At 39.4% G+C, this 12,372-nt stretch carries 10 protein-coding genes and 1 other annotated feature; all 10 genes read left to right on the top strand.

The window, feature by feature from the left end:
- The first annotated feature begins 85 nt into the window (after nt 1-85).
- Nucleotides 86-1,141 (top strand): ribosome small subunit-dependent GTPase A, encoded by a 1,056-nt coding sequence (rsgA, locus tag FG383_RS05770; RefSeq protein ID WP_246096871.1) that lies wholly within the window; start codon nt 86-88, stop codon nt 1,139-1,141.
- Nucleotides 1,142-1,858: 717 nt separating this feature from the next.
- Nucleotides 1,859-2,326, top strand: a complete 468-nt coding sequence (locus FG383_RS05765) for a CtsR family transcriptional regulator (RefSeq protein ID WP_142605883.1) — start codon at nt 1,859-1,861, stop codon at nt 2,324-2,326.
- Nucleotides 2,327-2,347: 21 nt separating this feature from the next.
- Nucleotides 2,348-2,893, top strand: coding sequence for a UvrB/UvrC motif-containing protein (locus FG383_RS05760; RefSeq protein WP_142605882.1), 546 nt, complete (start codon nt 2,348-2,350; stop codon nt 2,891-2,893).
- A complete protein-coding gene (gene mcsB, locus FG383_RS05755; protein ID WP_142605881.1) occupies nt 2,883-3,983 on the top strand; it encodes a protein-arginine kinase McsB in 1,101 nt (366 codons plus the stop codon). Before FG383_RS05760 ends, mcsB begins: the two co-directional genes overlap by 11 nt.
- A complete protein-coding gene (locus FG383_RS05750; protein WP_142605880.1) occupies nt 3,973-6,423 on the top strand; it encodes an ATP-dependent Clp protease ATP-binding subunit in 2,451 nt (816 codons plus the stop codon). Before mcsB ends, FG383_RS05750 begins: the two co-directional genes overlap by 11 nt.
- A gap of 57 nt (nt 6,424-6,480) precedes the next feature.
- Nucleotides 6,481-7,851, top strand: coding sequence for a DNA repair protein RadA (radA, locus tag FG383_RS05745; protein WP_142605879.1), 1,371 nt, complete (start codon nt 6,481-6,483; stop codon nt 7,849-7,851).
- Between the two features lie 90 nt (nt 7,852-7,941).
- Entirely contained in the window at nt 7,942-9,033 is a 1,092-nt protein-coding gene (locus FG383_RS05740) for a PIN/TRAM domain-containing protein (RefSeq protein WP_142605878.1), read from the top strand.
- A 70-nt stretch (nt 9,034-9,103) separates the two neighbouring features.
- Nucleotides 9,104-9,796, top strand: coding sequence for a 2-C-methyl-D-erythritol 4-phosphate cytidylyltransferase (gene ispD, locus FG383_RS05735; protein ID WP_142605877.1), 693 nt, complete (start codon nt 9,104-9,106; stop codon nt 9,794-9,796).
- Nucleotide 9,797: 1 nt separating this feature from the next.
- Nucleotides 9,798-10,283, top strand: coding sequence for a 2-C-methyl-D-erythritol 2,4-cyclodiphosphate synthase (ispF, locus tag FG383_RS05730; protein WP_142605876.1), 486 nt, complete (start codon nt 9,798-9,800; stop codon nt 10,281-10,283).
- A gap of 318 nt (nt 10,284-10,601) precedes the next feature.
- Complete coding sequence (gene gltX / locus FG383_RS05725; protein WP_142605875.1) at nt 10,602-12,065, top strand: glutamate--tRNA ligase; 1,464 nt, start codon at nt 10,602-10,604, stop codon at nt 12,063-12,065.
- Between the two features lie 59 nt (nt 12,066-12,124).
- Nucleotides 12,125-12,346, top strand: a binding site (T-box leader).
- The last annotated feature ends 26 nt before the right edge of the window (nt 12,347-12,372 follow it).

Raw genomic sequence — 12,372 nt, 5'->3', positions numbered from 1 at the left:
CTTCTTTTCTAATGACCGGGGAAACCATGATTGCTGATTTGTGCAATCATGGTTTTTTATTGTCTAAAATTAGGAGGAAGTAAATTTGAAATTAATCGAACAATATGGTTGGAATAATAAATGGGAAGAACAAATGCAAGGTAGTGGAATAGCAGGTCGCGTCCTGTTAGAGCATAAACATTTATATCGCGTTATAACAAATGAAGGAGAATGGCTATGCTCCCTTTCCGGAAAGTTTAAATTTGATCATGGTCGTGAAGCATTTCCTGCGGTTGGAGATTGGGTTGTGCTTGAGCAAATGCCTGGTGAAGAAAAAGGAATTATTAAAGAAGTATTGCCTCGTAGCTCTCAGTTTTCAAGAAAAGTGGCTGGTTCGACGGTTGAAATTCAGTTAATTGCCGTGAATGTTGACTATGTATTTCTTGTGATGTCCCTCAATGACGACTTCAATGTACGCAGATTAGAGAGATATTTATTAGCGGCATGGGATTCTGGAGCAACGCCTGTAGTTGTTCTAACAAAAAAAGATGCATGTGAGGACTTGGCGTATTATATAAGTGAAGTAGAATCGGTTGCTTTTGGTGTCGATATATTTGCGGTCAGCAGTGTAACAGGGGAAGGGATCGATAGCCTGGCGAGTCTTTTGTCTGCAGGTAAAACAGGTGCACTTTTAGGGTCTTCGGGAGTAGGGAAGTCTTCCTTGATCAATGCATTGTCTGGTGAAGAGGTAATGGCTGTTAATGATATTCGAGAAGATGACAGCAAAGGTCGCCATACAACGACACATAGAGAGCTTACATTATTGCCGGGCGGAGGTTTATTAATAGATACGCCGGGGATGCGAGAATTTCAACTTTGGGATACAAGTGAGGGAGTAAGTGCAAGCTTCAAAGATATTGAGGAACTTGCCGAAGGGTGTCGTTTCCGAGACTGTATGCATGAAAAAGAACCAGGGTGTGCCATACAAGAAGCTATATACACGGGCACGCTTAAAGAAGAGCGGTATAGAAGCTATGTAAAACTAATGAGAGAACTCGCACATATCGAACGAAAAAATGATGTTGCTGCTCGAAAAGTAGAACGTGATAAGTGGAAACAAATAACGAAAACGCAAAGAAGTAATTACAAAAAGAAAAGCTAAATATTGTAACAAAACAAAAGAAGATTTCTTAACTACTAATCCGTGTGATTAGTAGTTTTTTTATCGTTTGGAAATTATAAAGTAGATTGTGTTCAAGGAAAGTGCGTCCTACGGCAATTATATCTGCTCCATTTATCTGGAGATGATTGTTCATTATAAATGCGCAACGTTACTAGTTGTTACTCGCAACATTCCCCTTCAAACGCGCAATGTTTATGAATAATGCGTCATCGTCATCTCAATCTAAGTGAACTTTTTATTTTGAGGAATGGTTGCTTTCATCAGCAATTTGGTTGCCTTCATGCTGATTTGGTTGCTTTCGGAAAAGAATTAGTTGCTTTCAATGACCGATTGGTTGCCCTAATCCATTTATTGGATTCACACAGTTGAAAAACTGCAAAATAAATTTGTTTTTAGCAAGACGTTGCTTAGTAAGTTAGCAATTCCGACCGAGGCCAACAGGATGTTGGTCATTAAAGCGTCCCATGCAGCGAAAATCACAGCGGTCACCTGATCAGCTTTTTACGACGCTTTATCCCTATACTGTATATCTTCCTGAGGCTTTGAAAAATAAGATATTTATAAAGACTATTCATGTTTTTTTATTCGAAAATTCGGGAACACTGAAAGAAAATCGTATCAATTGCACATCCATAATTTTCTCGTTATAATATAGTCAAAGTTAGTCAAAGTCAGTTTGCGAGAAGAGGTGAGAAGGTGAAAAATATATCTGACATTATTGAAGGGTATTTGAAGTCAATTATCGAAGAAGAGAGTAGGGGACAAATTGAAATAAAAAGAAGTGAAATTGCAGAGAAGTTTCAGTGTGTCCCATCACAGATAAATTATGTGATTAATACTCGATTTACCCAAGATCGTGGATACTTAGTGGAAAGTAAACGCGGTGGCGGTGGATATATTCGAATCCTCCGCGTTCGGGCGCATACGAAAGCTGATTTGATTGAGCATATAATACAAAGTCTAGAAAATGGCGCATCTGAATCCGTAACGGAGGATATTGTTTTCCGATTAATCGATGAAGATGTTGTTTCTAACCGAGAGGCCAAACTCATTTTAGCGGCGCTTAATCGGACGACACTTGCTATTCCACTACCAGCAAGAGACGAATTGCGGGCACGTATACTATGCGCGATGTTACTGACATTAAAATATGAAAAAAAGTGATAACGAACGGGGTGTTGAAAAGTGATTTGTGAAAATTGTAAGCAAAGACCAGCAAAAGTAACGGTTACGCAAGTGCATAACGGTGAACACTTTGAAAGACATTATTGTGAGGTCTGTGCAAATAGTCTTCACCCGTTTTATGTTGAATACAAACAAGATCCATTATCGCTCCATCAACTATTATCGAATTGGTTCAATCATACAGATCAGCAACCAATGCAGCAAGTACAGAAGAAACCTCCGTTAGAATGCGAAGCGTGTGGTTGGTCTATTCAACGATTTTTAGATGAAGGAAAATTTGGTTGTGCATCTTGTTACAATAGTTTTCGCGGGCAACTGCCTACCGTGTTTAAACGTTTACATAACGGGAATGTGGCACATGTAGGGAAAGCCCCTGGTGCATTCGGCGAAAAGTTAGCGTTGAAAAAGCGCATTGAAACAATTCGATTGCAAATGAAAGAAGCGATTGAAACAGAACAATTCGAACAAGCTGCAACGTTAAGAGATGAGGCAAGAGAACTCGAAGATAAGCTTGCTACTGGAGGTGAAGAAACGCATGTCGATTGAACGCTTTTTAGATAACTCTATTTCCAGTTGGATGGCAGGAGATGGAGAACATTCTGATATTGTCATGAGTACAAGAATTCGACTAGCAAGAAACTTAAATGGTTATCGTTTTCCACTTGCATTTACAGAAGACGAAGCGCATAAAATTGACCAATCCGTTTCGGCTACACTATTAGATGCCAATGAGGATCTACAGATGAACTTTTCCTCCATTCAAATAAAGGACTTGTCTGAGTTGAGTCGCCAAGTGCTTGTAGAAAAACACTTAATCAGTCCTAAATTAGCAAATTCACCTATGACTGGTTCCTCTCTAATCTCCGATGATGAGGCTGTCAGTGTAATGGTAAATGAAGAAGATCATATTCGTATTCAATGCTTATTTCCCGGCCTTCAAATTCAAGAAGCATATATGCAGGCCGACGCGATTGATCGAGTTTTAGAAAAAGAGCTATCTTATGCGTTTGATGAACAATTCGGTTATTTAACAAGTTGTCCTACTAACACCGGGACCGGTTTACGTGCATCTGTCATGATGCATTTACCCGCTTTAACAATCACGAAACAAATGAACCGTATCATCACCATTATCTCTAGATTAGGGATGGTTGTAAGAGGGATTTACGGGGAAGGTAGTGAAGCGCTCGGGAATGTGTACCAAGTATCCAATCAAACAACGCTTGGGAAATCAGAGGAAGATATAATTGCCGATCTTCAAAGTATTACCGAACAAATTATTCAAAAAGAAAGAGAAGCAAGGGATGCACTCTTAAAGCATTCAGCCAATACACTAGAGGATCGGTTGTATCGTTCTTTAGGAACATTGTCATACGCACGTATTATGACGACGGAAGAGGCAGCGAAGTGTCTGTCCGATGTACGTTTAGGGATAGATATGGGACTCATTGAAGATGTAGATGTAACTATTTTGAATGAATGTATGGTCTTTATGCAGCCAGGTTTTTTACAGCAATATGCTGGAACTACTTTAAATACTTCGGAGCGAGATTTGTTTCGAGCAAAGTTACTAAGAGAACGGTTGCAAAAGGGAGAAAAAATGAAAACAAAAGGAGAGAACTCGTATGATGTTTAATCGTTTCACACAAAGATCACAAAAAGTTTTACAATTAGCACAAGAAGAAGCAATTCGTTTGAAGCACGAATCTATCGGCACAGAACATATATTGCTTGGTTTAATCCGTGAAGGCAGTGGAATAGCTGCAAAAGCATTAGAAGCAATTGAAGTAGATACGAAAGTGATTGAAGTGGGAATTGAAGAGTTGGTAGGAACTGGAGCAGAAGAAGTTGGACCAATCGTCAATTATACACCACGTGCGAAAAAAGTGATTGAACTTTCCGTAGACGAATCTCGCAAACTAGGGCATTCCTATATAGGTACGGAGCACTTATTACTAGCATTAATCCGTGAAGGAGAAGGGGTAGCGGCAAGAGTTTTAAATAATGCTGGTGTTAGTCTAAATAAGGCTCGCCAACAAGTACTTCAATTACTAGGAAGTAATGACCAATCGCATGGCAATGCTAATAATAGTGCAGCTCCAGCGAGTACCCCTACGCTCGATGGGTTAGCTCGTGATTTAACTCAAATTGCTAGAGAAGGTACACTAGATCCAGTAGTTGGGCGTAGTAAAGAAATTACACGTGTCATTGAGATTTTAGCGCGCCGGACAAAAAATAATCCTGTTCTAATAGGAGAGCCGGGTGTTGGTAAAACAGCTATTGCAGAAGGTCTTGCACAGCAAATTATACAAAATGAAGTACCAGAAATATTGCGTGATAAACGAGTAATGACGCTTGATATGGGTACAGTAGTTGCTGGTACTAAATATCGTGGAGAATTTGAAGATCGTTTGAAAAAGGTAATGGATGAAATTCGCCAAGCTGGAAACGTTATTTTATTCATCGACGAGCTTCATACATTGATAGGAGCAGGTGGAGCGGAAGGTGCAATTGATGCATCGAACATTCTAAAACCAGCTCTTGCAAGAGGAGAAATTCAGTGTATTGGTGCGACAACATTAGATGAATATCGAAAATACATTGAAAAAGATGCAGCATTAGAGCGTCGTTTCCAACCGATCCAAGTAGATGAACCTTCAGTCGCTGAAGCAATTCAAATTATATATGGTTTACGCGATCGTTATGAAGCACATCACCGTGTGAAAATTACAGATGAAGCCGTAGAAGCGGCAGTTAAAATGTCCGATCGCTATATTTCCGATCGTTTTTTACCGGATAAAGCAATAGATTTAATCGATGAAGCAGGTTCAAAAGTAAGACTACGTTCTTATACAACACCTCCTAATTTAAAAGAATTAGAGGCAAAGCTAGAAGCGATTCGTTCGGAGAAAAATGCTTCCGTTCAAAGTCAAGAATTTGAAAAAGCTGCATCTTTCCGTGACAAAGAACAGAAGCTTAAAGACGAACTTGAAAAAATGAAGAATGACTGGAAAGAGAAACAAGGAAAAGAAGAGTCAGAAGTTACGGTAGAAGATATTGCAGCGGTTGTTTCCATGTGGACGGGAGTACCGGTATCTAAACTAGCACAAACTGAATCTGAAAAGTTATTAAAACTAGAAGAAAAACTGCATGAACGTGTAATTGGTCAAGCAGAAGCTGTGGATGCAATCTCTCGCGCAATTCGTCGTGCCCGTGCAGGGTTAAAAGATCCTAAACGTCCGATTGGTTCCTTTATTTTCCTTGGGCCAACAGGTGTTGGTAAAACAGAACTTGCTCGTGCGCTTGCAGAAGTAATGTTTGGCGACGAAGATGCAATGATAAGAGTAGATATGTCTGAGTATATGGAAAAACACTCAACATCACGCCTTGTAGGTTCTCCTCCAGGTTACGTTGGATTTGAAGATGGCGGACAGTTAACGGAAAAAGTACGTCGTAAACCATACTCTGTTATTTTGTTAGATGAAATTGAGAAAGCACATCCAGATGTGTTTAATATTCTTCTTCAAGTTTTAGAAGATGGTCGACTAACAGATTCGAAAGGACGTACAGTCGACTTCCGCAATACGGTTGTTATTATGACATCTAACGTAGGAGCAGATGCACTTAGATACAACAAACATGTTGGATTTAATCTACATGAAGGTGGAAAAACGGATTATAAAGACATGAAAGGTAAAATGCTAGAAGAATTGAAAAAAGCATTCCGTCCTGAATTTTTAAACCGTTTAGATGAAATGATCGTGTTCCACTCGCTTGAAAGAGAACATTTAAAACAAATTGTTTCACTTATGACAGAACAACTGGCTAAACGTTTGAAAGAACAAGGTATTGATCTTGAACTAACAGAAGCGGCTCAAGAGAAAATTACGACAGAAGGATACGATCCTGCATATGGTGCACGTCCATTGCGTCGAGCATTACAAAAACATGTGGAAGATCGATTATCGGAAGAATTACTTAAAGGTGAAGTTTTGGCTGGCCAACATGTAGTATTTGATGTGGAGAACGGTGAATTTATTGTTCGCACAACTGCTGCGGTAGCAGCGGAAAGCTAATATTGCGGGCATTCCGAACCTTATGGACGGAATGCCCTTTTTACATAGGGAGGCACCATGGCAAAGAGAAAAACGAAATTTATGTGTAATTCTTGCGGATACGAGGCCGCTAAATGGATGGGAAGATGTCCAGGGTGCGGAGAATGGAATACGATGGTGGAAGAGGTAGAAATCGTATCGAAAGGGCCAAAACGTTCTTTTCAGCATTCTACAGGAGTGGCGCAAAAAGCAACACCCATTATTGCAATAGAGACGAAAGAAGAACCGCGAGTTGAAACTGATTTTGGAGAGTTAAATCGTGTTCTTGGGGGCGGAATAGTACCGGGTTCACTTGTGTTAATAGGAGGAGATCCGGGTATTGGAAAGTCTACGCTTCTTTTACAAGTTTCAGCATTACTTGCGAATAAGGGAGAGCGGGTTTTATATATTTCTGGGGAAGAATCTATCCGCCAAACAAAGCTTCGTGCGGAGCGTTTAGGTGTTACCTCTGCGGAATTGTATATTTATTCGGAAACAAATTTAGAATTGATTAATGAAACAATTGATAGTGTTGAACCGAAATTTGTCATTGTGGATTCTATTCAAACAGTACACCATCCAGAAGTAACGAGTGCTCCAGGGAGTGTGTCTCAAGTACGGGAATGTACAGCTGAACTAATGCGTATCGCTAAGACGAAAAATGTGGCTATCTTTTTAGTAGGACATGTAACGAAAGAAGGGCAAATTGCGGGTCCCCGTATACTAGAACATATGGTGGATACCGTTTTATACTTTGAAGGAGAACGTCATCATACGTATCGGATTTTGAGATCTCAAAAGAATCGATTTGGTTCAACAAATGAAATTGCCATTTTTGAAATGGTGCAACAAGGATTAAAAGAAGTGTTAAATCCTTCCGAACTATTTTTACAAGAACGTTCTCATGGTGCAGCTGGTTCCGCGATCGTTGCTTCTATGGAAGGTACAAGACCCATCTTGGTTGAAATTCAAGCACTTGTTACGCAATCCAGTTTTAACTATCCGAAACGAATGGCTACGGGAATCGATCAAAATCGCGTGTCTTTGCTCATGGCAGTGTTAGAAAAGCGTATGGGATTACTTCTTCAGACACAAGATGCATATATAAAAGTTGCGGGTGGAGTGAAGCTAGACGAACCTGCGATCGATTTAGCCGTCCTAGTAAGTATCGTATCTAGTTTTCGCGATACAGGTGCAGCTCCTAGCGATTGTTTTATAGGAGAAGTTGGGCTAACTGGAGAAGTGCGAAGAGTCTCTAGAATAGAACAACGTGTGCAGGAAGCGGCAAAGTTAGGTTTCAAACGTGTGATCGTTCCAGCTTCTAATATTGGAGGATGGGATTATCCAAAAGGAATTCAAGTTATCGGTGTAGAATCTGTAAACGAAGTAATGAAAGAAGCTTTTTCTTAAGGAAAAGCATAAAAGACTTACTGCTTGTGGTCTGAATAGACGTATGAAGGCTACAAGCAGTATAATTAATAATTAAGTGGAGGTGGCATTTTGTTGAAATGGATTATACAAATCGCATTTGTTTTAATTGGTGGTACGTTGGGTTTACTATTATTACCGCATTTATACGAACTCATTAATTTATCTAATAACCCATGGATTCACAATCCTTACGTATCAATTTTAATCGGAGCGGTTTTTCTTTATGTAGTAGCCTTGTTTTTAACCGATTACTTAATCAATTTTATTAAGTGGATGGAGGAACGTCTGTTAAAGGCACCGATTGGAGATTTACTTTTTGGTACGCTTGGGTTAGTCATTGGATTAATCGTCGCATTTTTACTTGGATCTGCTATTAATAATATTGCCATTCTAGGCATTGACTCTGTAGTACCGGTTTTATTATCGATTGTTTTAGGTTATTTAGGATTCCAAGTAGGGTTTAAAAAACGAGATGAATTAATTCACGTTTTTACTTCAACTAAGCAACAAACTAGCAAAAAGAAAGTTGCGGATGAAGAGGGGGCACAAAGTTTAGGTTTAGGTACGTATAAGCTGCTAGATACGAGTGTCATTATCGATGGTCGTATTACGGATATTTCCGAAACGGGATTTATCGAAGGGGTATTGGTTGTTCCTCAGTTTGTCCTAACGGAACTGCAACATATCGCAGATTCTTCTGACACACTTAAAAGAACAAGAGGTCGCCGTGGTTTAGATGTGCTAAAAAAATTACAAACGGAGCGTGCTTCTGCTGTTTTAATAGTGGAACAAGATTTTGAGGATATACAAGAAGTAGATTTAAAACTTGTTCGTCTTGCGAAGAAAATGAATGGAATCGTCGTAACAAATGACTTTAATTTGAACAAAGTATGTGATTTACATCAAGTGCGGGTTCTTAATATTAATGATTTAGCAAATGCAGTGAAACCAGTTGTTATTCCGGGGGAAATAATGCATGTAGTCGTCATTAAAGATGGAAAAGAACATAATCAAGGTGTTGCATACTTAGATGATGGTACGATGATCGTTGTAGAAGGTGGGAAAGCATATATCAGTCAGGCGATAAATGTGGAAGTGACAAGTGTTTTGCAAACTTCGGCAGGCCGTATGATTTTTGCCAAGCCACAAGAGTCGAAATAATGGAGAGGGTTGTTTCCTATTATGAATGTAGGAAAAGGCCCTTTTTCTATGTAATATAGGAGGGAAGCTAATGGTATATACGGTATTATTACCCGCTGCTGGAAGTGGAAAACGAATGGGAGCAGGGCAAAATAAACTTTTTTTAGAACTAAGAAAAGTCCCGATTTTAATACATACTTTACGCGCTTTTGAACAAGACCAGAAATGTCAAGAAATTGTATTAGCGGTGAAAAAAGAAGAACAAGCTTTTATCGAAAAGTTGCTAGCAGAACATCAAATAACAAAGGTTGTTGCGATTACGGAAGGGGGAGCAGAACGTCAACATAGTGTATATGCTTGTTTAAAGGCTTCTCCTTCAAAAGGGATTTTACTCGTGCACGATGCGGCAAGGCCTTTTATTAGACAAGAGGTTATCCACCGACTGGTGCAGGTGGCAGAGGAATTTGGGGCAGCAGTAGCGGCGGTCCGTGCAAAGGACACGATGAAAAAAGTAGAAAATGGTATAATCCAAGAAACAGTAGATCGAGATAGTCTATGGATTATTCAAACACCGCAAGCATTCAAGTATGATGTATTAGAACAAGCCGAAAGACTAGCAGAAAAAGAAGGTTTTTTAGGTACAGATGAAGCAATGCTTGTGGAACGACTAGGTGAGCATGTTCATATTGTGGAAAGTACATATGATAATGTGAAAATGACAACACAAGAAGATCTTCTTTTTGGAGAAGTAATTTTAACTAAACGAGAGCAGGAGGAACAATAAAATGATGCGAATTGGTCAAGGATTTGATGTACATGAGTTTGCGGATAATCGTCCGTTAATAATAGGGGGAGTTACGATTCCTTACGAAAGAGGGCTTATCGGACATTCCGATGCAGACGTATTACTCCACACGGTTACAGATGCGGCACTTGGAGCGATTGGAGAAGGGGATATAGGAAGACATTTCCCAGATACCGATCCTGACTTTAAAGATGCTGATTCCGCAAAATTACTGGAACATATTTGGAAACTAGTAGATGCAAGAGGATATAAATTAGGGAACATCGATTGCACAATTATTGCACAAAAACCAAAAATGGCGCCTCATATTGAAACGATTCGTGCACGAGTTGCCGAACTTCTTCAAGCGGATGTAAGTCAGGTAAATGTAAAAGCAACAACAACCGAAAAATTAGGTTTTACAGGACGCGAAGAAGGAATTGCTTCGATGGCGACTATATTACTTATAAAGAAGGACGAACTTTAAAAAACACCTCAGCAGTGGTAAAATGATAAAAGTTTAACTTCATTCAGCGCATGTCCACCACTTCTTAAAGTGGAGTGATGAACATTAATGGAATTGTCTATTTCAGCAGTGCAGTGAAACGCCTGCTGAATAAAGTTAAAGCCTCCGGCGGATGTCACAGATTTTGTGAGGTATTAGAATGATGTTAGCCTAAAATCGTCGCTTCCATGCGACAACGGCTAACTGACCTGCGTCATGCAGGCCTAAGCTCAATTCAAAATCTGGACACAAATACGCCAAGGCGGATTTGATTTGAACGAAAACTAGGAGGATATAACAATGACACAAGAAGTTCGCGTACGCTACGCACCAAGTCCAACAGGGAACTTACATATTGGAGGAGCACGTACAGCATTATTTAACTATTTATATGCACGCCATCATAACGGGAAGTTTATCGTCCGTATAGAAGACACGGATATCGAGCGAAATATCGAAGGTGGCGAACTATCGCAACTGGATAACTTAAAATGGTTAGGTATTGACTACGATGAGTCTGTTGATATCGGCGGTCCTTATGCACCATATCGTCAAATGGAGCGTCTAGACATTTATACGAAACATGCAGAAGAAATGTTAGAAAAAGGGCATGCTTATAAATGTTTCTGTACATCGGAAGAATTAGAAGCTGACCGTGAAGTACAAAAAGCAAATGGGGTAGCTGCTCCTATGTATAATGGTAAATGCCGTCATTTATCAGCAGAGGAAGTACAAGCAAAAGAAGCATCGGGTCTTCCTTACACTATTCGCATGCGCGTTCCAGAAAATGTGACATATACATTTGAAGATTTAGTTCGTGGGGCTGTAACATTCGAATCAAAAGATGTTGGTGATTGGGTTCTTGTGAAAGCAAATGGAATTCCGACGTATAACTACGCCGTTGTATTAGATGATCATTTCATGAAAATCTCCCATGTATTCCGCGGAGAAGAGCATTTATCTAATACACCAAAACAATTAATGGTATTTGATGCATTTGGATGGGAATATCCTAAATACGGTCATATGACATTAATTATTAATGAAAATCGTAAAAAACTTTCCAAACGTGACGAATCGATTATTCAATTCGTTGCTCAATATAAAGATCTTGGCTACTTGCCGGAAGCAATGTTCAATTTCTTCGCTCTTTTAGGGTGGTCTCCAGAAGGGGAAGAAGAAATTTTCTCGAAAGAAGAGTTTATCAAAATGTTTGATGTAAACCGTTTATCCAAATCTCCATCTATGTTCGATAAACAAAAACTAACATGGATGAATAACCAATACATCAAGCAGTTACCATTAGAAAAAGTAATTGAACTTGCGTTACCACATTTGCAAAAAGCAGAACTTCTTCCGACCGAGTTAACAGAAGAGCAACAAGAATGGGCAAATAATTTAATCGCACTTTACCATGATCAAATGAGTTATGGAGCAGAAATTGTAGAATTATCTTCATTATTCTTTAACGATGAACTTGCATATAATGAAGAAGCAACAGAAGTATTAACAGGAGAACAAGTTCCAGAAGTAATGGCTGCATTTAAAGTGCAATTAGAGAACTTAGAAACTTTTGAAGCGCCAGAAATTAAAGCTGCAATTAAAGCGGTGCAAAAAGAAACGGGACATAAAGGAAAAAATCTATTTATGCCAATTCGTGTCGTAACGACTGGTCAAACACATGGTCCTGAATTAGCAGATGCTATTAGCTTAATCGGAAAAGAAAAAGTAATCGCACGTGTTGCTAAATACGCAAAACAATAAGATTGACTTTCCGCATCTAAGGTGTGAAAATGAGGGTACAAATACAGGAACGATAAAAATAGAAAGCTAAGACGAGGAGAAGTAAGTAACGCATGTTCTTTAGAGAGGACCATCACCGGCTGAAAGTGGTCTGAACGGGTGAGTTACTGAAATGCACCTCAGAGTGCCATGCCGAACATTTGTAGTAGGCTGGACGTAGCATCTGCGTTAAAGATGTCGAGTGGGAAAGAGATGTATGTTTTTCCAATCAGAGTGGAACCGCGCTTATTTGCGTCTCTGTCTATTTATAGACAGAGACGTTTTTATT

The organism is Psychrobacillus soli, assembly GCF_006861775.1.
In the GTDB taxonomy this organism is placed as follows: Bacteria; Bacillota; Bacilli; order Bacillales_A; family Planococcaceae; genus Psychrobacillus; species Psychrobacillus soli.
This window is presented reverse-complemented; position numbering and strand designations above follow the sequence as displayed.

Coding starts and splice junctions, on each gene's coding strand:
- mcsB (WP_142605881.1), top strand. CDS start 2,883: ATGTCGATTGAACGCTTTTTAGATAACTCTATTTCCAGTTGGATGGCA.
- FG383_RS05750 (WP_142605880.1), top strand. CDS start 3,973: ATGATGTTTAATCGTTTCACACAAAGATCACAAAAAGTTTTACAATTA.
- radA (WP_142605879.1), top strand. CDS start 6,481: ATGGCAAAGAGAAAAACGAAATTTATGTGTAATTCTTGCGGATACGAG.
- ispD (WP_142605877.1), top strand. CDS start 9,104: ATGGTATATACGGTATTATTACCCGCTGCTGGAAGTGGAAAACGAATG.
- ispF (WP_142605876.1), top strand. CDS start 9,798: ATGATGCGAATTGGTCAAGGATTTGATGTACATGAGTTTGCGGATAAT.
- gltX (WP_142605875.1), top strand. CDS start 10,602: ATGACACAAGAAGTTCGCGTACGCTACGCACCAAGTCCAACAGGGAAC.